Origin of the sequence: Variovorax sp. EBFNA2 (genome assembly GCF_033802765.1) — a bacterium.
In the GTDB taxonomy this organism is placed as follows: Bacteria; Pseudomonadota; Gammaproteobacteria; order Burkholderiales; family Burkholderiaceae_C; genus Variovorax; species Variovorax paradoxus_H.
On the sequence record NZ_CP138497.1, the window covers coordinates 211,460 to 230,467 of the forward strand.

General features: G+C 67.8%; 19 protein-coding genes. 11 read left to right on the forward strand and 8 right to left on the reverse strand.

Features of this window, described 5'->3' with window-relative positions; translation table 11 throughout:
- Positions 1-94 precede the first annotated feature (94 nt).
- A complete protein-coding gene (locus tag RZE79_RS31405; RefSeq protein WP_319362153.1) occupies positions 95-991 on the forward strand; it encodes a LysR substrate-binding domain-containing protein in 897 nt (298 codons plus the stop codon).
- Between the two features lie 15 nt (positions 992-1,006).
- Here the strand turns inward: RZE79_RS31405 and RZE79_RS31410 are convergent, their stop codons facing one another.
- From RZE79_RS31410 to RZE79_RS31425, 4 genes are all read right to left on the reverse strand, one after another.
- The gene (locus RZE79_RS31410; RefSeq protein ID WP_319362154.1) at positions 1,007-1,618 is read right to left on the reverse strand and encodes a hypothetical protein; all 612 of its coding nucleotides are present in this window, start codon (positions 1,616-1,618) and stop codon (positions 1,007-1,009) included.
- A 15-nt stretch (positions 1,619-1,633) separates the two neighbouring features.
- A complete protein-coding gene (locus tag RZE79_RS31415) occupies positions 1,634-2,620 on the reverse strand; it encodes a tripartite tricarboxylate transporter substrate binding protein (RefSeq protein ID WP_319362155.1) in 987 nt (328 codons plus the stop codon).
- A gap of 103 nt (positions 2,621-2,723) precedes the next feature.
- Positions 2,724-3,578 (reverse strand): alpha/beta fold hydrolase, encoded by an 855-nt coding sequence (locus tag RZE79_RS31420; protein WP_319362156.1) that lies wholly within the window; start codon positions 3,576-3,578, stop codon positions 2,724-2,726.
- A 176-nt stretch (positions 3,579-3,754) separates the two neighbouring features.
- A complete protein-coding gene (locus RZE79_RS31425) occupies positions 3,755-4,645 on the reverse strand; it encodes a LysR substrate-binding domain-containing protein (RefSeq protein WP_319362157.1) in 891 nt (296 codons plus the stop codon).
- Positions 4,646-4,774: 129 nt separating this feature from the next.
- On the opposite strand from RZE79_RS31425, the gene RZE79_RS31430 reads away from it, so the two are divergent.
- The 4 genes from RZE79_RS31430 to RZE79_RS31445 all read left to right on the forward strand — a co-directional run bounded on the left by RZE79_RS31430 (position 4,775) and on the right by RZE79_RS31445 (position 8,196).
- Positions 4,775-5,743 carry a tripartite tricarboxylate transporter substrate binding protein gene (locus RZE79_RS31430; protein ID WP_319362158.1) on the forward strand — a complete coding sequence of 323 codons (969 nt, stop codon included), beginning with the start codon at positions 4,775-4,777 and terminating at the stop codon, positions 5,741-5,743.
- A 20-nt stretch (positions 5,744-5,763) separates the two neighbouring features.
- Positions 5,764-6,669 carry an SMP-30/gluconolactonase/LRE family protein gene (locus tag RZE79_RS31435; protein WP_319362159.1) on the forward strand — a complete coding sequence of 302 codons (906 nt, stop codon included), beginning with the start codon at positions 5,764-5,766 and terminating at the stop codon, positions 6,667-6,669.
- A gap of 66 nt (positions 6,670-6,735) precedes the next feature.
- Complete coding sequence (locus tag RZE79_RS31440) at positions 6,736-7,167, forward strand: carboxymuconolactone decarboxylase family protein (RefSeq protein ID WP_319362160.1); 432 nt, start codon at positions 6,736-6,738, stop codon at positions 7,165-7,167.
- Positions 7,168-7,206: 39 nt separating this feature from the next.
- Complete coding sequence (locus RZE79_RS31445; protein ID WP_319362161.1) at positions 7,207-8,196, forward strand: tripartite tricarboxylate transporter substrate binding protein; 990 nt, start codon at positions 7,207-7,209, stop codon at positions 8,194-8,196.
- Positions 8,197-8,246: 50 nt separating this feature from the next.
- Here the strand turns inward: RZE79_RS31445 and RZE79_RS31450 are convergent, their stop codons facing one another.
- Genes RZE79_RS31450 through RZE79_RS31465 form a run of 4 tightly spaced genes read right to left on the reverse strand, consistent with a single transcriptional unit; the run spans position 8,247 to position 13,501 of the window.
- Positions 8,247-9,581 (reverse strand): MmgE/PrpD family protein, encoded by a 1,335-nt coding sequence (locus tag RZE79_RS31450; protein ID WP_319362162.1) that lies wholly within the window; start codon positions 9,579-9,581, stop codon positions 8,247-8,249.
- A gap of 38 nt (positions 9,582-9,619) precedes the next feature.
- Positions 9,620-11,704, reverse strand: a complete 2,085-nt coding sequence (locus RZE79_RS31455; RefSeq protein WP_373696602.1) for an acetate--CoA ligase family protein — start codon at positions 11,702-11,704, stop codon at positions 9,620-9,622.
- 14 nt (positions 11,705-11,718) lie between these two features.
- Complete coding sequence (locus tag RZE79_RS31460) at positions 11,719-12,516, reverse strand: enoyl-CoA hydratase-related protein (protein ID WP_319362164.1); 798 nt, start codon at positions 12,514-12,516, stop codon at positions 11,719-11,721.
- 31 nt (positions 12,517-12,547) lie between these two features.
- Positions 12,548-13,501, reverse strand: a complete 954-nt coding sequence (locus tag RZE79_RS31465) for a tripartite tricarboxylate transporter substrate binding protein (RefSeq protein WP_319362371.1) — start codon at positions 13,499-13,501, stop codon at positions 12,548-12,550.
- Between the two features lie 244 nt (positions 13,502-13,745).
- Here RZE79_RS31465 and RZE79_RS31470 point away from each other — a divergent pair, with 244 nt between their 5' ends.
- The 6 genes from RZE79_RS31470 (at position 13,746) to RZE79_RS31495 (ending at position 18,910) form a co-directional block, all read left to right on the forward strand.
- Positions 13,746-14,549 carry a helix-turn-helix domain-containing protein gene (locus tag RZE79_RS31470; RefSeq protein WP_319362165.1) on the forward strand — a complete coding sequence of 268 codons (804 nt, stop codon included), beginning with the start codon at positions 13,746-13,748 and terminating at the stop codon, positions 14,547-14,549.
- A gap of 164 nt (positions 14,550-14,713) precedes the next feature.
- Entirely contained in the window at positions 14,714-15,262 is a 549-nt protein-coding gene (locus tag RZE79_RS31475; protein ID WP_319362166.1) for a hypothetical protein, read from the forward strand.
- 110 nt (positions 15,263-15,372) lie between these two features.
- Positions 15,373-16,203 (forward strand): methyltransferase domain-containing protein, encoded by an 831-nt coding sequence (locus RZE79_RS31480; protein ID WP_319362167.1) that lies wholly within the window; start codon positions 15,373-15,375, stop codon positions 16,201-16,203.
- A 517-nt stretch (positions 16,204-16,720) separates the two neighbouring features.
- Positions 16,721-17,356, forward strand: coding sequence for a secretin and TonB N-terminal domain-containing protein (locus RZE79_RS31485; RefSeq protein ID WP_319362168.1), 636 nt, complete (start codon positions 16,721-16,723; stop codon positions 17,354-17,356).
- Between the two features lie 5 nt (positions 17,357-17,361).
- On the forward strand, positions 17,362-17,922 hold the full coding sequence (locus RZE79_RS31490; protein ID WP_319362169.1) for an RNA polymerase sigma factor: 561 nt from the start codon (positions 17,362-17,364) through the stop codon (positions 17,920-17,922).
- The gene (locus RZE79_RS31495) at positions 17,909-18,910 is read left to right on the forward strand and encodes a FecR domain-containing protein (protein ID WP_319362170.1); all 1,002 of its coding nucleotides are present in this window, start codon (positions 17,909-17,911) and stop codon (positions 18,908-18,910) included. The genes RZE79_RS31490 and RZE79_RS31495 overlap by 14 nt, the downstream gene beginning before the upstream one ends.
- Positions 18,911-19,008 lie beyond the last annotated feature (98 nt).

Consider the following 19,008-nt stretch of genomic DNA (forward strand, 5'->3'; position numbering starts at 1 on the left):
GAACGACCTCGTCGCCCATCGGATGCAGCAAGTGTCTGCAGCGTGTGCTCCTGGTTAAACTGGATAGCGCCTATATCGACTATGTTCGAAAGCTATGGACCTGAGACAACTCGAGTACTTCGTGGCAGTCATCGAGCACGGCAGTTTCAGCCGGGCCGCGGCGGCGCTGAACCTGGCCCAGCCCAGCGTCAGCCGCCAGATCGCGGTGCTCGAGGAAGAGCTCGGCCAGCGATTGCTGGAGCGCACGGGACGCGGCGTGACGCCGACCCCGGCGGGCCAGACGTTGCTGGCCCATGCACGGACCCTGCTGAACACCGCGAGCCAGGCCGTGGCCGATCTGAAGGAGTTGCACGCGGAGCCCGTCGGCCGCGTGGTGGTCGGCCTGCCGCATCGTGTGGCGATGGGGCTGTGTGTGCCGTTGATCCGGGCGTTCCGCCAGCGTCTGCCCAACGCGCTGCTGTCGGTCGTCGAAGGGCTGAGCCTGTCGTTGCGCGACAGCATGATCGACGGCCGGATCGACGTGGCGCTGCTGTTCGATCCGGCGCCCACGCCCCTGCTGTCCTATGAGCCACTCATGCGCGAGCGCATGGTGCTGGTGGCACCGAAGACGTACCGCCTGCCCGCGCAGGTCAGCCTGGCGGGGCTCGCCGCGTTTCCGCTGGTGCTGCCCGGCACGCACAACCCCATCCGCGCGCTGGTCGACGCTGTGCTGCTGCCGCGCCGCATCTCGCTCAACGTGGTGGCCGAGGTGGGTGCGGTGCACACGGCCATGACGGTGGTCGAGGAGGGGTTGGCCTGTTCGATCCTGCCGGACAGCGCGTTGCCAATGAGCCTGCATCCTGAATTGATCCAGGCGGTGCCCATCGGCCCGCCCGCCATGCGCAATTCGCTGGTGCTGGCGTTGCCGCGCGCTCGGCCGGCGAGCCGATTGGTGACCGAGACGGTCAAGCTGCTGCGTGAACTCGATTTCCGGAAGCAACGACCGGCTTGACGTCAGCCGCGTGCGTCAGGGAGGGCCCGCGTTGTGCGTGGCTTCGAACATCGTCCGGCGCGTCTGCGTGAAGTGCGGCCGCATGCGCGCGCTCCATGGCGTGTTCCGCACGGCCAGCCAGGCCGGCGAGCCGAGCGTCTGTGCAGTGACGAGGTCGTAGCAGGCCAGCGACCTTGGCCCCGCGTCGTGGTTCCACCAACGCTGCGCCTGCACGCACCCCGACACGCGCGCCAGGCCCGGCAGATGCTCGGTGTCGTACCACTGCTGCAACTCATCTTCGAAGCCAGGTTCGGGCGTCATCTCGACGGCGTAGTGGAACGGCGCTGCCTGCCCGTGGCTGGTGCCTTCGAGCTGCTGCAAGAGTTCCAGCCGCGACACGCGGGCGTGCGGGCCAGCGCAGGACTGCAGCGCGTTCAGTGTCTCGGCCGACACCGTCATGCGTCGCGCGAGCGGCAGGTACAGCCAGGCGCATTGCGATTCGTCCGACCAGGCGCCGCGACCGATGCGGCAAGCGAGCGCGGTCCAGGCGGGCAGCTGCGACAGGCGCCGAGCGGTCTCCAGCAGAACGGGCTGCGCCGGATGCAGCCGCAGCAGCAGTGCGTCGCAGGGCAGTCCGTCGTCGGTCATGCGCGTGCCCCCGGTTCAGAAGTCGATGCGAATGCCTGCGTCCTTCACGGCCTTGCCGATCTTGACCAGGTCTTCGGCAATCAGCTGCTTGAACTGGGCGGGCGTGGACTGCGTGGGCACGAACGACATCTCGGCGAATTTGGCTTTGAGCGATGGCGCCTGCACGGCCTTGCCGATCTCGGCGTTGAGCTTGTCGGTGATCGCGGCGGGCAGGTCGGCCGGGCCCCAGATGCCGTACCACGAGAGCAGCTCGAAGCCGGGTACACCGCTCTCGGCCAGCGTGGGCACATCAGGCAGCGATGCGAGACGGGTCTTGCTCGTCACGGCCAGGGGGCGCAGCCGGCCCGCCTGCACGAACGACGTCACACCGGGCATGGGCGAGATGGCGGCCGAGACATGGCCGCCGACCACGTCGGTCAGCTGCGGCACGGCGCCCTTGTACGGCACGATCTCCATCGGCAAGCCCAGTGCGCGGTTGACCATCTCTTCGCTCAGGTGGCTGGTCGTGCCCAGGCCGGACGTGGCCCAGGTGTACTTGCCGGGGTTGGCTTTGGCCAGGCGCACGAACTCCGCCATGGTCTTGGCCGGCACGGCGTTGTTGACCGCGACGATCAGCGGCACGAAGCCGATCTGACCGATGGGCGTGAAGTCGCGTTCCGCGTCGTAGGTCTTCTTGGCCACCACCAGCGGCAGGTAGGCCTGGCTGGACGCGTTGAACAGCAGCGTGTAGCCGTCGGCCTTGGCCTTCTTCACATTCATCGCACCGAGCAGGCCTGAAGCGCCCGGCGTGTTCTCGATCACGATGGGTTGGCCGAGCTGGCGCTGCAACTGGTCGGCCACGAGGCGACCCACGTGGTCGATCGAGCCGCCCGGCGTGTACGGGATGACCATGCGGATCGGCTTGTGGGGGTAGTCCTGCGCGTGGGCGGCGGGGCCCGCGAACAGCAGTGCGGCGCTCGCGATGGCGACCGTCAGGGCGGTGCGGTGGATGTGCTTGAACATGGTTGTCTCCGTTGGAAAGTCGGGTGCGCCGCCCGCCGTTCTCGTGAGGGCGGTGCGGCATGCCGTGGCAATCGGGTGCTCCTGACCGAGGAGCCCCGTGCTTCTAGGCGGCGGTCTGGGTGAGATACATGCGGTGGGCGAATGCGCCGACGGCCAAAGCCATGGCACGCGGCTGCTCGGGTGCCATCGCGTGGCCCGCGTCGCGGATCACCTGCTCGGTCACGCGCGCGCCCAGGTAGAGCTGCATGACGTTTGGAATCACCACGGCATCGTGTTCGGCCTGAAGGTCCAGGATGGGCACCTGCGTGCCGGCCGAAAAGTAGTCGTCCACCGGCGTGTGGATGCGCGCATGGCTTTGCGCCTTGTGCGTGGCCACACTCCAGCCGTCGAGCCACACGCGTGCGTCGTGGCCCGGCGCAAAGAAGGCGCGCTGCAGGCAATCGAGGCGCTGGTGCTCCGGCAGCGTCATGTCGCCCGCGCCATCGATCGCATCACGCAGCCGGCTGTACGGCTGCTCGGCCGATCCGGGCGGCAGCTTGCCGGCGGAGGCCGCTGCCATCACGACACCGCACACGAGGTCGGGACGGTCCGCCGCGAGCATGCGCGCGGGCTGGCTGCCCCAGGCGTGGCCTACGACGACGACAGGCCCGGTCTTCTCGTGGTCGAGCACGGCGGCCACGTCAGCCGCGAAGTCGTGCATGGTCAGCCCCTGCATCGGGCCCTCGCTGCGCTTCATGCCGCGCGGCTCGGGACGGATCACGCGGAAGCCGTCGAGTTGCAGGAGTCTGGCGACCTCGTCGTAGTCGCTGCCCGAGCGTGCCAGCGACGGGAGGATGCAGATCACCGGGCCCGCGCCCTGGTCGGCGTACTCGATCTGCACGTCTGCGTTCGAGGCCGGCGGGCGGTAGCGCACCAGGTGGCGCGAGGCTGCGTTTGTCTCTGTGGTTGCTTGGGTCATGCCCGAAGTCTCGTGGTGCAGGCAGAGGGCGATAAGGATGATGCACCTATAGCAGCTATGTCGTTAGCCTATTCGGCCAAGCCGTTCCAAAGGGTGGAATGCATGCCTGACCGTGGCGTGCCTGCGTCGATACAAGCGGCCGGTGCGAGCGGCTTCCAGAGCCCCGGACGACGGGATCAGTCCTTTGCCAGCGACTTCGCCACGCGGCGGACGATGGCCGCAAATGAGGCGATCGTGGGGGTGCGCGGCTGGCCTTCGAGCCAGATCAGGCCTGGCGTCCGCTGGAGCGTCGGCCCTTCCAACGGAATAGCCAGCAGGCCCAGGTGGTCTGCCAAGGCGCTGCGCGACACGATGGTCGCCATCGGCGCTTGCTGCACCAGCGACAGCATGCCTGCGATGGACGACGTCTCGACCACGATCTGCGGCTTGGCGCCGGCCGCACGAAGTGCTTCATCGATCTGCAGGCGCGTCGTGTATTTCCGGGCCGGCAGGGCCAGGTCGCGTCCATGCAGTTCGACCATGCGCAACCGCTTGCGTGCCGCAAACGGATGCTGCGCATTGACTGCGACGACCAGTTCTTCCGAGTAGAGCGGCTCGAACAACAGCCCTTCAAGATCAAACGGCTTGTAGGCGAGGATCAGGTCCAGCCGCCCGGCGCGCATGTCGGCAATCAACCCGTCGGCCGTGTTCTCCTCGACCGTCAACCGCATCGACGGATGCGCTTGGGAGAAAAGCGCCAGGCACCTGGGTACTAGGCCCATGTTCAGCGTCATCGTGGTGCCCAGCGACAGCGTGCCGGTGAAGGCCTTGTCGGACGCGCCGATCATCGCGATTCCGATGTCGATTTCTGCCAGCGCCTTGGCGGCCTGAGGAAGAAAGAGTTCGCCCGCGGCCGTGAGGGCGACATGGCGCGCCCCGCGGTCGAACAGCCGCTGTCCGAGTTCTTCTTCGAGCCTGTTGATCTGGTGCGACAACGTCGACTGGGTGACGTGGACCTGCGCCGCGGCCTGCGTGAAGTTAAGGCGCTCCGCCAAGGCCAGGAAATACCGCAAATGTCGAAGTTCCATCTGTCACGACCCTTCGGCGTTTCCCATCGATGGCATCAATCATAGCCACAGAATTTTGTCATTTGCCTGCACGCGGGCGGGTGCTTATGGTTGGGACTCCAGACAACGAGACAAGCACGAGACAAGCACATGAGACGCTTCTGCACCGCACTCTTCGCCACCCTGACGCTCTGCGCGACAGCTGCCCATGCCCAGACAGACAGCTGGCCCCAGCGCACGGTCCGGCTGATCGTTCCCTATTCGCCGGGCGGGACCACGGACTATGCGGCGCGCCAGATCGCACAGGCGCTGTCGGTGCAGACCGGCAAGACCTTCTATGTCGAGAACAAGGCCGGTGCCAGCGGAACGATCGGCTCCGACATGGCGGCCAAGGCGGCGCCGGACGGAAGCACCTTCCTTGTCAACGACACCACCTACGCCATGCTTCCCCATCTTTTCAAGAAGCTCCCGTGGGACCACGCGAACGGCCTGGTGCCGGTCACGAACATCGTCGATACACCGTTGGTTGTTCTTGTGGGGGCGGGGTCGCCCTACCGCACGATCAAGGACCTCGTCGATGCCGCACGCCGCACGCCCGACAAGCTGACATTCGGCTCGGGCGGCGTGGGCAGTTCCACGCATCTGGGCGGCGAGCTTCTCAAGCAGCACGGCAAGCTCGCCTTGACGCATGTTCCTTACAAGGGTGCGGGCGAAGCCTTGCTAGGGGTGGTGTCCGGCCAGGTCGATGTGCTGGTGACCGCATCGCCCACTGCGATCGCCCAGGTCAAGGGCGGCAAGGTGCGGGCGCTGCTCGTGACCGCCGCGCAGCGACTTCCCGTGTTGGCGGACACGCCGACCAGCGCCGAGGCCGGTATGAAGCAATTCACCGCGACTAACTGGTTCGGTGTTGCCGCCCCTAAGGGCACGCCGCCGGCCATCATCGACAAGATGCAGGCAGAGGTGAAGCGGGCACTGCGTTCCCCCGAATTGATGGCCCGTTTTGAAGAGCAGGGCGCCACTGTGGGCGGCATGTCGCCTTCCGAGTTCCAGGCTTTCGTTCGCAGCCAGACCCAGGAATGGGGTCGGGTCGTCAAGGCTGCCGGCGTGCAGCCCGATTGATACGGCACCAGGACATCCTCATGTGGAACCTGCGCTTCGCGCCACCGGACGTCATCGAGGCTCGGGTGCTGACCGTGCTTCCGGCAAGCCTTCGCCATGTGGGACGCAGCGCCTGGAGCGACGCGAACAAGCCGGGTCAGCGCGTCGACAGCTTTCTTGAAGGGCCGGTGTTCGACTCCGCGGGCAATCTGTACGTGACGGACATTCCCGCCGGCCGCATCTTGCGCATCACGGCGCAGCTCGAATGGCAGGTGGTCGCCGCGTACGACGGATGGCCCAATGGCATGGCCATGCATGCCGACGGCAGCCTGTGGATCGCCGACTACAGGCGCGGCATCCTGAAGCTCGACCCCGCCAGGGGCAGCGTCGAGCCGGTGCTCGGCCATCGCAACAGCGAGTCGTTCAAGGGCGTCAACGACCTGGTCTTCGATGCGAAGGGCAACCTCTACTTCACCGACCAGGGCCAGACGGGCCTGCACGACCCCACCGGCCGCGTCTACCGCCTGGGACACGAGGGCCGGCTTGATCTATTGCTTGCGAACGCGCCCAGCCCGAACGGCATCGCACTCGACCGCACGGGCACCGTCCTGTTCGTCGCGGTCACACGTGCCAACCAGATCTGGCGCGCACCGCTCATGGCCGATGGCAGCATCGCCAAGGCGGGGGCCTTTCAGACCTTCTTCGGCACCAGTGGGCCCGACGGCCTGGCGGCAACCGCGCAAGGCGGCCTGGTGGTGGCGCACGCCAGCCTCGGCGTCGCCTTCGTCCTGAATGCCGCAGGCGAGGTGACCCACCTGGTGCGCAGTCCGACAGGGCAGACGGTCACCAACCTGGCCTTCAGGCCGGGAACGTCGACGCTGGTGATGACCGAGGCGGCCACGGGCTCGATCCTCGAAGCGGACATCCCGGACGCCGGCGTGTCGTGACGGGACTCGCGCTGTGCAACCGGCGCATTCTTCGCAAGATTTCTTCAAAACTATCAGGAACACCCCATGGCACCCGAAAAGCTTCACGAAGAAGGTATGAAACAACGCCGCCGCGTTCTGGGCGATGCCCATGTCGATCGCGCCTGCGCCAACACGACCGACCTCAACCGCGACTTTCAAGACCTCATCGTGCGCTATGGCTGGGCTGAGGTCTGGACCCGGCCCGACCTGGGATTGCGCGAGCGGCGCATTCTTGTCATGGGAACCATGATCGCGCTGGGACGCTGGGATGAACTGCGCCTGCACTTGCGCGCTGCATTAGAGAACCAGATGTCGCTGTGCGACATCAAGGAGATACTGCTTCAGCAAGCGATCTACTGCGGCATTCCGGCCGCCAACACGGCGTACCACCATCTGTCGGACATCGTGGGGGAACTCACTGCCGCCGGAACGGCCATCAACCGCGCTCCTGCTGCCAGGGCTGAGGTTCCGGCCTAGCCGCGAACCGCGCCGTCGACATCATTTCAGAGGTATCCCATGATCTTTCATCGCATCCTGTCTCGCCGTGCCATCGGGTGGTTCGGCATCGCCGTGGCCGGTGCCGCGCTGCTGCCCATCCCGGCCGCGGCCCAGCAGTGGCCCGCCAAGCCGGTCCGCATGATCGTTCCTTACTCCGCAGGCGGTGGCGCCGACAACGCGGCGCGCATCCTTGCGCAACGCCTTGGCACCACGCTGCGAGTCCCGGTGGTGATCGAGAACCGGCCCGGTGCCAGTGGCGTCATCGGCGCCCAGGCAGTCGCCAAGGCCGACCCGGACGGCTACACGATGCTGTACGACGCGTCGACGTTCGCGGTGAACCCGCTGCTGCGCAAGATGCCGTTCGACTCCGCCACCGACCTCATGCCGGTGTCGCTGGTGCTCACCGTGCCGAACATCCTCGTGGTGCCGTCCAAAGGGCCGACCGCCGACTTCAAGGCCTTCGTGGCACGTGCCCGTGCGCAACCCGACAAGGTTTCTTTCGCCTCCTACGGCGCCGGGAGCCCCGCGCACCTGGCGGGCGAGTTGCTCAATCGTGAAGCGCGCATCGGCATGCTGCACGTGCCCTACAAGGGCGGGGCGCCGGCGCTGGCCGATGTCATCGGCGGGCAGGTGGATACCTATTTTGCCAATGCCGGTTCGGCGCTGGGCTATGTGCAGTCCGGACAGCTCAAGGCACTGGCGGTCACTTCGCGCCGACGCATGGCTGCGTTGCCCGAGGTGCCCACGGTCGAGGAAAGCGGCTTCCCCAATTTCGAAGTGCTCGAATGGAACGGCCTCTTCGTGCCCAAGGGGACGCCGCAGCCGATCGTCGATCGCCTCGCATCCGAAATCCAGGCTGCTGTGCGGGATCCCGAGACGCGAGCGCGGCTCGTCAAGTCGGGTGCCGATCCGGTGGGCGGAACGCCCGCGGAGTTCGTCACCTTCATCGGCGACCAGACACGGCGCTGGGCCCAGCTGATCAAGACGAACAAGATCACGGTCGACTGACGGCGAAGGCCTGGCGAACCGAGCGCGGCGAGCGCTTGTTGGCCTTGCTGTCAGCTCAGCCCTTGCAGGTCATTGGCACGGTCCAGGTTCCAGATGTGTTCGAGCAGCGCCTGCGCACGCGAGGCACCGATCACTGGCGCCGACAGCTCGAGGAATTTGCTCTCGAGTTCCGCATCGGACAGCGGCAGTTCCGGGTCGCCTTTGCGGTTGGGTTGCAGGTGCACCAGCCTGGCGCCCGCGCGCGTGGTGATCTCCACGCGCGCGGCGCGCTGACCCGGAAAGGCCGCGTCGATCGCGGGATCGACGCGCACGTCGACGCGGGTCATGAGCTCGCGCGTGCGCACGTCGTCCAGCTGCGCCGGCTCGTAGGCTGCGAGCCGCACGCTGCCGTGCGTGAGCGCGGTGGCGACCACGTAATGCAGGCTGAAGCGCGCTTCGTTGGCCGTGGTGGGCCGGTCGTAGCAGGCGATGTCGAGCGCGGGCTGGTAGGTGTCGACCTGCACATGCGCGATGTCCTCGGGTTGCAGCGCGTGCTGTTCTCGCAATGCGAGTGCGGCGTCGATGGCGGCGAAGGTATGGCCGCAGCCGATGTGGTTCTTGAAGGTCAGCCGCGTGATGTGGAACTCGCGCCCCAGCGTCGCGCCCGCCTGCGACCAGTCGGGTCCGTTGCTCATGGCCTGGCCCAGGCCGGCCTCGCCGTCGAGCACGTCGAGGGAACCCGTCACGCCGCGTGCGGCCATCTGCGCCGCCAGCAGGCCCGCTTCGGCGGCCCGGCCGGCATGCAGTGGCTTGGACATGGAGTCCATGCGGAACGCCTGCTGCAGCCCCGCCGCGAACGTGGCCGCCGTGGCCAGCGCGTGTGCGAAGGGCAGGGCGCCCAGCTGCAACACGCCGGCCGCAGCAGCCGCTGCGCCGAAGGTGCCGACCGTGCCGGTGTTGTGCCAGAAGCGGTAGTGGGGCCGGCCCATGACCACGCCGATGCGCGTGGACACCTCGTAGCCGAGCACCAGCGCGCGAAGGAAGGCCAGGCCATTGGCGCCGGCGTCCTGGCTGGCGGCCAGCGCGGCGGCGATGGTGGCGGCGCCGGGGTGGTACATGGCGTCGCGAAAGCTGTCGTCCACCTCGGCCGCGTGGGCGGCGGTGCCGTTGAACAGCGCGGCCGCGCGCGCCGTGGCGCTGCGCCCGTTGCCCAACCGTGCGCGGCCGCGGTCCAGGTCATCGGCCAGCACGTCCTCCAACGGGGCCAGCGGGGCCGCGGCGAGGCCGGGAAACAGCGAGGCGTACCAATCGATGACGGCGCGCTTCGCGTGGTGGATGACCTCGTCGGGCAGGGCGCTCTGGTGGTAGTCCTGGGCGTAGCGGCCGAAGGCTTCGGTGGCGTGCATGGGGGTGTCTCTTGCGATGAAGGGTTCAGTATGTGGGCTCAGGCCAGCACCACCACGCCGTCGGCCGCGCGCACGCCCTGGCCCTGAGGCAGCACGAAGACCGGGTTGATCTCGGCTTCGACCAGCCGTTCGCCCAACTGCGCGGCCATCTGCGAGAACGCGACGATGGCTGTCACGAGCGCTTCGACATCGGCCTTGGGCCGGCCACGGAAGCCGTCGAGCAGCGGCCAGGTCTTCAGCTGCTGCGCCATGGACAGCGCGTCGGCGCGCGACAGGCCACCGCCGGGCGGCAGCAGCCGCATCGTGGTGTCCTTGAACAGCTCGGCGGTGACGCCGCCCATGCCCAGCAGGATGGCCGTGCCCAGTGCATCGCGGTGCATGCCCAGGATGAGCTCGGTGCCTGCACCGACCATTGCCTGCACGAGGAAACGTTGGGGCAGAACGCCCGTGTGGGCTTCGACGTCGGCCGCCATGGCCGTCAGGCGTGCACCGACCGTGCCGGCCGTCAGGTTGACCGCCACGCCGCCGACGTCGCTCTTGTGCGTGATCTCGGCCGACAGGATCTTCAACACCACGCGGCCACCTAGTTCACGCGCTGCAGCCTCGGCCTCGGCGGAGGAAGCGACGACGCGCTCGCCCGCACAGGGCACGCCGAAGCGTGTGAACAGTTGCTTGGCCTGGTGCTCGTCGAGCGAGCCGGTCGGCAAGTCGTCGATGTCGACCTCTTCGCTGCGCACACTGGACTCGAGCTGGGGCCGCAGCTGCGTCGCCTCGAACATGGCGCGCAGCGCGGCCGTGCAGCTCTCGGCCGCCGCGAACGCGGGCACGCCGCGTTGCGTGAGCAAGGCGCCGACGTCGGGCGCATGCGGGCTCACGTAGGCGATGACGGGCTTGTCGGAGTTCGGCAGGCAGTCCTGGATGGCGCCGGCCAGCAGTTCGGGCATGGCCAGGCTGGAGGAGCCGACGATGATCGTCAGCGCGTCGTAGCTCGGGCTCTTGAGCAACACATTGATGGCGCTGCGCAGCAGGTCCGGCTTCAGGCCGGCGAGCGTCACGTCGATGGGGTTGCGGTCGAGCACGGCGTGGTCGCCGGTCTGCAGTGCGCGTAGCGCTTCGGCGGTGGCGGCGTCGGGCGGCGGCGTGTCGAAGCCGGCCATGCCGAGGTCGTCGGACACCAGCGTGCCGGCGCCGCCGGTCGAGGTGAGGATCGCGACGCGCTTGCCGTGCAGCTTGCGTCCGGTGGCCAGCGCCACGGGAATGTCCAGCAGGTCGGAGAAGGTCTGTGCGCGGATCACGCCCACTTGCTGGAACAGCGCGTCGTACATGCGGTCGGCGCCGGCCAGTGCACCGGTGTGCGACACGGCGGCCTGGGCGCCGGCTTCGGAGCGGCCGATCTTGAAGGCGACGACCGGCTTGCCGGCGCGTGCGGCCTTCAGGCACGCATTGCGGAATTTGGCGGGGTCGCGCACGGTCTCGACATACAGCGCGATGACCTTCGTGGCCTGGTCGTCCGCCAGGTGGTCGATGAAGTCCGCCAGTTCCAGGTCGACCTCGTTGCTCGTGGAGATCAGCTTCGACAAGCCGATGCCGCGTGCCGCAGCGCGCGACAGCAGCGCGCCAAGGATGCCGCCGCTTTGCGACACCACGCCGATGCCGCCGACCGGAAAGTGCGCCATCTCCAGCGCGCCGGTGGCCGACAGCACGATGTTGTCGCTGAGGTTCACGAGGCCGATGGTGTTGGGGCCGAGGATGCGCATGTCGCCCGCCGCCTCGATCAACTGCTGCTGGCGCCGCGCGCCTTCTTCGCCGGTCTCGGTGTAGCCGCTGGCCAGCACGATGGCCGCCGCGCAGCCGCGCGCCGCCAGGTCCCGCACCGCCAGGTGCGCGCGCTCCGCGCCGAGCAGCACGATGCCGACATCGGGCACGCCGGGCAGCGAGGCCACGTCGGGATAGCAGGTCAGCTCGCCGATGCGCTCGACCTTGGGATTCACGGGGTAGATGGCGCCCGAGAAGCCGTGCTTGACGAGGTAGGACACCGGCCGGCCGGCCGTCTTGGTGACATCGGCCGAGGCGCCAATGACGGCCACGCTGCGCGGATGCAGCAAGCGGGAAATGGGGGACATGGCGTTCATGGCACTCACTCTTTGGCCGCGACGGCGGACTTGTCCAGGAACGCCATCACCGACTCGCGGTGCGCCGTGCTGGTGTAGCAGATGCCCTGGGCCTGGCTGCCCTGCGCAAACACCTGGTGGGCCGACAGCTCGAAGCTCTGGTTGAGGATGGTCTTGGTCAGCGCCAGCGCGGTGGCCGAGCCCTTGCCCAGTTCGGCGGCCCAAGCCTGCGCCTCGGCCAGCAAGGTGTCGGCCGATGCCTGGCGGTCCACGATGCCTAGTTGCAGCGCTTCCTCGACCTTGACGGGGCGGCCCGTGAAGATCAGCTCCTTGGCCTTGGGCAGGCCGACGCGGCGCGGCAGGAAGTACATGCCACCGCCGTCCGGCACGATGCCGCGGTGGATGTACGACCAGCTGAAGCTCGCCCATTCGCTCGCGATGATGAAGTCGCAGGCCAGCGCGGTGTCGGCGCCCAGGCCCGAGGCCGCGCCGTTGACGGCCGCGATCACCGGCTTGGGCATCGTGTGCAGCAGGGCCTGCGTGCGATGCACGCGTTGCTGGCGGTGCCAGCCGTTGAAGCCGACCTCGCCGGCGGGCGCATCCATGCGCTTCTGCATGCCCGCGATGTCGCCGCCCGCGCAGAAGCCCTTGCCGGCGCCGGTCAGCACCAGCGCCTTGATGGACGTGTCTGCCGCGACGCGTTCGAGTGCATCGATGAACTCGGTGCGCATGTCGTCGCTCATCGCGTTGCGCTTGTCGGGGCGGTTGAAGGTGAGGGTCGCGATGGCGTCGCGCACCTGCAGCGCGATCAGTGAGTAGCTCATGAAAATTCTCCTGGAGACGATGTGCAGCGGATCAATCGGCCTTGATGCCGTTTTCCTTGACGATGCGGGCCCAGCGCGCTTCTTCGGCGCGCACGTAGGTGTCGAGTTCCGCCGGCTCTCCGGCGTTGATGCTCAGGCCTTCCTGCTCGACCTTGCGCGCGAACTCCGGCGAGCGCGCGGCCTTGCGGCCGGCGGCGTTCAGGCGCGCGATCACGTCCTTGGGCGTGCCGGCCGGCGCGTACAAGCCGTACCAGCTTTCCACCGCGTAGCCCGGCACGGTGGCCGCGATCGTCGGGATGTCCTTGAACGCGGGCGAGGCCTGGGCGCTGGTCACGCCGATGGCGCGCAACTGGCCACGTTCGACAAACGGCGCCACGGCGGCAGCGGTCCCGAAGAACAGGTCGACCTGGCCGCCCAGCAGATCGGTCATGGCCGGGCCGGCGCCGCGGTAGGGGATGTGCGTCGTCTTCACCTTCGCGAGGTTGTCGAACATCTCGCCGGCTAAGTGCGCGGAGGTGCCCGCGCCCTGCGAGGCATAGGTGAGCTTGCCGGGGTTGGCCTTGGCTGCGGCGAGCACGTCCTGCACGGTCTTGAAGGGGCTGGCGGGGCGCACCACCAGCACGTTGGGGCCGCGGCCGACCAGCAGCACCGGCGCGAACGACTTCTCGTTGCTGAACGGCAGCTTGGGTTGCAGGCTCGGGTTGACCGCGTGCGCGAAGCTGGACATGACCAGCAGGTAGCCATCGGGCGCGGCCTTGGCCACCGCATCGGTGCCGATGATGGTGCCGGCGCCCGGCTTGTTGTCGATGATCACGGGCTGGCCGAGGTCCTTCGACATCTCCTGGCCCAGCGTGCGCGCAATCAGGTCGGTGCCGCCGCCGGGCGAGAACGGCACGACGATGCGCACGGGCTTTTGCGGGAAGGTGCTGGCACACGCGGCACTGCCGGCGGCGAGCACGCCGGCGGCAAGCAGCAGCGAATGCATGCAGGCGCGCAGGGGGCGGGTGGAAAAGGGGTGCATGTCTTGTCTCCATGGCAGGGGCTCTTGGGCCCGGGTGGTGGTCGGCGTCGCCGTGCGATCACCGTGTCCGAAGCTTAGGAAGAACGACCCGGAAAGTAACCCCACCAATTCCAACCAGTGGAATCGTCTGCGGGTTGCAGCCGATGGCGCCGGCGTCGTGCACGGACACACTGCGGGTCAGGCAGAACCGTCGCCACCGACACCCGACATGGACCCCACCTTGCTCACGATCCCCAATGAAAAGCCCGGCCAGTCACCGGCGAACCGCTCGCTCGAACGCGGCATCGATCTGCTGCGCGCATTCCGGCCCGGCTCGGAACTGCTGGGCAACAGCGAGCTGGCCGAGCGCACGGGTTTGTCGAAGTCCACGGTCAGCCGGCTGACGCAGACGCTGGTCGGCGCAGGCATGCTGCAGCTCGACACCGTGCGGCGGGCCTACCGCCTCGCGCCCGCGGTCCTGAGCCTGGCGCATGCCATGCGCTCCGGCTCGCGGCTGCTGGCCGTCGCGGCGCCCCGGATGCGCGCGCTGGCGGAGAGCCGCCGCGTCAACGTCGGCCTGGCGGCGCCCGATCGTGACGAGATGGTCTACCTGGAGTCGATCCGCTATGCCCGGCGGGTCGCGTTGCGCCACGTGGTCTCGGGGCAGCGCGTTCCCATGGAGCTGACCTCGCTGGGCCGCGCCTACCTTGCCGTGGCGCCCGAGCCCAGGACCCGTGCGCTGATGCGCCTCTTCAAGGGCCGCCGAGGCTCGACATGGAGCGGAATGGTGCGGGCCATCGATGCGGCGCGCGTGAGCGTGGAACGAGATGGCTTCTGCGCTGCGTCGTGGCAGCCGGAGGTGGTGGCTCTGGCCGTGCCGCTGGTGGTGGACGACGCGATCTACGTGATGAACCTCAGTCTGTCCACCGCCGAGCCCGTCGAGCAGATCGCGGACCAGTTCTCGGCGTGCCTGCTGGCGTTGGTCCGCGAGGTTCAACGCGAACTGGATGTCCGATTTCCCTCGGACGGATGACGATCTTTCCTTGGCGTCCGTCGGAAAGAAAAACACCAAACGCGAGACAGAAGGAACTTCTAAAGTCTAGTTTGCGCTGGACGACAGTTGTTAGTTGCCTGCGGCGCCGTTCGCCGTATATGCCCGCTCTAGACCGGTTGCAGTCCGACGGCGCGGTCCGCTGAATGTCTGCTGTGCACCGCAATCGAGCCATCCGGCAGCGCATCGATCCGCCTCGCCCCCGTAGCGCGACGTACGGATTTGGCCGTTCGGGCGCGGCGCCACTTGTCACCAACCTGGTGGGCGGCGAGCTCGCCTCGGCCTTCATCGATAGTTCCACCGCGCGGCCGCCCCTCAAGTCGAAGAGCCCGATCACCGTGACCAGCACGCAACGCATGCCCGACGTGCCTCGCCGAACTAAGCTTTCACTTCTTCGACGCCTACGGCCGGCTCGGTGTGTTCCTGCCCGCCGCCACGCTTGCGCCGGTGGTGCTGAATCTTTCCGTCGAAATCGACTGCATCGTGCACCTGCCCGACACGAGCGCAAGATCGAGGCGCTGCGCCTGCAGCTGACCGGCGGCAAGCCCGAAGCGTTTCAGAAAGTGGTGCGCACGGATGCCGCCATCTACGCGAAGATCATCGAGGACGCGAACATCGGCTTCGCGCAGTACGCGCGAGCCGTTGCAACGCTGCGTGAGGTGGCGCAAGATGCCGCGTGGTCGACGCAGGCTTGAGATTCACGGCCTCGTCGTGGTGCTCGTCGCTGTTCGCCACCATGCTGGTTCGGGACGGAAAGGACCCTTTCATTCGCTGGACAACCCCAACAGGGACTGGAGGCATTTCTATGCCGAATCGAATCAACCAAGCCATCCAGACGCACTACGGTCGCCCGGATGTGGGAAGCGTCATTTTGGCGGCCCTGGAAAAGGCGGGCAAAGACCTGGACCGCCTCACGCCAGACGACTTGGCACCGGTTGACGAGTTTCATATCCGGGGCCGGGTCGCGACGCTTGAGCTTGCCCTGGCCGCGGGTCTCGATGCGAATAAACGTGTACTCGATGTCGGCAGCGGAGTTGGCGGGACCTCGCGCTGTCTTGCCAGGGAATTCGGTTGCCACGTCACTGGCATTGACCTCACAGACGAGTATTGCCGTGCCGCTGCAATGCTCTCTGCCAAGGTCGGACTCGCGGACCTGGTCGATTATCGCCAGGCTGATGCCACTGACCTGCCGTTTGATGACGGCGTGTTCGACGTCGTCTGGACGGAGCACGTGGCCATGAACATTCCAGACAAAACCCGGCTGTACAAGGAGATGCACCGGGTTCTGAAGCGGGGCGGCACGCTCGCCATCTACGACGTATTGGCCGGCCCTTCTGGACCGGTCCTGTTTCCCGTCCCATGGGCGCGCACGCCGGATACAAGCTTCCTCGTGCAGCCGGACGAGTTGCGCAGGCTTATCGAGAACGCTGGATTCACGATTTCTGACTGGATGGACACGACCGAGGCAGCGCGCACATGGTTCGTGTCCTTGGCCGAGAAGATCCGCAAGGAAGGCTTTCCGCCCCTTGGATTCCATCTGCTCCTCGGGGCTGACTTTCAGGCGATGGCACAAAATCAAGGGCGAAATCTCCAAGAAGGACGGATTGTTCTTGGGCAAGTTGTCGCAAGGAAATAGGGGGCGCCCAACAACGGAGTGCAGCCGCCCGGCATCCGGCACGCCGTCGTAGGCTGGTCGGACGACTGCGAGCTGATCAAGATCCTCCCGCCTGAACGCGAGACGGTCAATGACGCATAGCACGGGCTCATTGCTCGCCGGTCTCCCACGGCGCACCGCCTGGGTGCGCGCGAGATTTGAAGAGAGCATCCGGGGCGTTCTAGCGTGGCGGAGGCTGCAGTCGTTGGGGGCATCGCACCGAACGGCCGAGGTAGCGCGCAAGTCAGAAAAAGACGCGAATCGCTCGGAACTACACGTGTGAACGAAACGTCACATGTCGGTCATGCACGGCGACTAGTCTCACCGGCACGCTCACCCCGGCCGCACGGCGGACGCCCGCCTTTCGAGTCCTTCGTTGCTGCTGTTGATTCTCCGTCACATGACATGTACTTCCGCATCAGGCGGTGCCCTGACACTGTCCTGGTGCTTGGTCATGGCGCTGGTGATGTGCGCTGCCCATGCGGCAGCAGCCGATGACATGGCGTCCGACGCGGTACCTTTGCATTTCGATCTGCCTGAGCAGCCGCTGGCGCGATCCCTGGCCGTCTTTGGCTATCTCACCGGCCACTCGGTGCTCGTTACCAGCGGCCTCACCGACGGTCGCGAGGCTTCACCGGTGCAAGGCGACTTTGCACCGCGCGACGCACTGCAGCGGATGCTCGCCGGCACCGGGCTGGTGGCGCGCTACACCGGCGCCAGCGCGTTCACGCTCGTGCCGGTACAGGCGACAGCCGTTGCCCAGGACGAACGCGCACCGGCTGGCGCCCCGGTGGCTGGCAGTCCCCGTGCCTTGCAGGCCTACGCTGCCGTCCTGCAGGGCGCGGTCACGCGCGTGCTGTGCATCGCTCAGCCCGACGCCTTCGGCCGCTACCGGCTCGCGATCCAGTTGTGGATCGATCCGGCGGGCGCCGTCACCGAGGCCCGTCTGCTCGAGGGCAGCGGCGTGCCGGCGCGCGACGCCACGGTGCTCGCCAGCCTGCGCTCGCTCGGCCTGGACACGCCGCCACCGGCCGCGCTGCCGCAACCCCTCACGCTCCTGCTGACCCCGCGCCCCGACCCGGCGCGCGACTGCCGGCCGTACCTGCGTGCGCGCGCTGCAGGCGCCACGGGCTGAGGCGCATGTCCGAATCGATCAAGGCTTCGCTGCGTGCGCTGTTCCTGGCGCGCTATGCGCAGTTCCGCAAGCACCTGCACCACCGCCTCGGTTCGGAAGACCTCGCCAACGATGCGCTGCAGGAGGCTTACCTGCGTGTGGAGAACTCGACCGTGCGCAGCGCCGTGCGCTACCCCTCGGCCTACCTGTTCCGCATTGCGCTCAACGTGGCAGAAGACCAGCGCAAGAGCAACGCGCGGCTGCTGAGCGTGGGCGAGGTCGAAGCGCTGTACGACATGGCCGACGAGGCCGCCGACCCCGCGCGCGGTGCTGAGGCGCGCAACGAACTCGAGGCCCTCGAGCGCGCGCTGGGCGAGCTGCCGCGCCGCCGCCGCGCTATCGTGCTGGCCGCGCGCGTCGACGAGATGCCGCACAAGGACATCGCGGCGCGCTACGGCGTGTCGGCGCGCACCGTCGAGAAGGAATTGCGCGCCGGCCTGGAGCATTGCTGCGAGCGGCTCGGCCGGGATTTCATCCAGCGCTTCGGTCCCGGCGCCGGAAAACAGTCTCCCCATGATGACCGATGAAGAACCCCAGGCGACCGAGGCCATGAAGCAAACCCTGCAACGCGAAGCGCAAGCCTGGGTGGTGCGGCTCGGCTCGCAACAGGCGACGGAGGCCGACGGTCAGGCCTTCCGGCGCTGGTGCGCGCGCAGCCGCGACCACGCGCAGGCCTTCGTGCAGGCGCGCGAGGTGTGGCAGGCCATGGCGCCGGCCGCTCAGCGCGTGCGCCAGCAGGAGGTGCGCGAGGCGGCCCGCCGCCTCGCGGTGCCCGGCCGCCGCGCCTTCCTGGGCGGTGCGGTCGCGGCATCGGTCGCCTACCTCACTGTGTCGCCGCCGCTGGCGCTGTGGCCCTCGGTCGCCGAGTGGGGCGATGACTACCGCACTGTCACCGGGGAACAGCGCGAGGTCGCCATGGGCGACGGCGTGGTGCTGCAGATGAACACGCAAACGCGTATCAACCTGCGGCGCGGCGCGGCGCCAGAGCCCGCAGGCGAGGCCATCGAGCTGGTGTCCGGCGAGGCCGAGGTGCTGGCCGGCGGTTCGACCTCGGCGCGCATCACGGTCGCGGCGGGCGCAGGCACGGTGTCGGCGACGCGCGCGCGCTTCAACATCCGCCATTTCGACGGCGAGGTCTGCGTGACCTGCCTTGCGGGACAGGTCGACGTGGCGCAAGGCACGCAGCAGGTGCGGCTCGACGAGGGCCGGCAGCTGCGCTACGGCGCTGCCGGGCTCGGCGTTGCCACGGCCGTGGACACCGCCGCTGTCATCGCATGGCGCCGCCGCCAGCTCGTGTTCGACCAGGTGCCGCTGTCACAGGTGGTGGCTGAGGTCAACCGCTACCGCCATGGCCGGCTCATCCTCACGAGCGAGGCGCTGGGCCGCAGCCGCGTGCAGGCCAGCTTTTCCATCGACCGGCTGGACGACGTGGCCCTCCTCGTGCGCGATGTGTATGGCGCCGAACTCACGCAGTTGCCCGGCGGCATCGTGCTGCTGGGCGCCGCGAACGCCTGAGGCGTGCCGAACCGCGCGTTCGTGAAGATTTCGTGACATGGTGCAGTCGCACCCGACCTTCGCTGTCATAGCTCGGTAGTCCACGAGCCGTTTCGGTT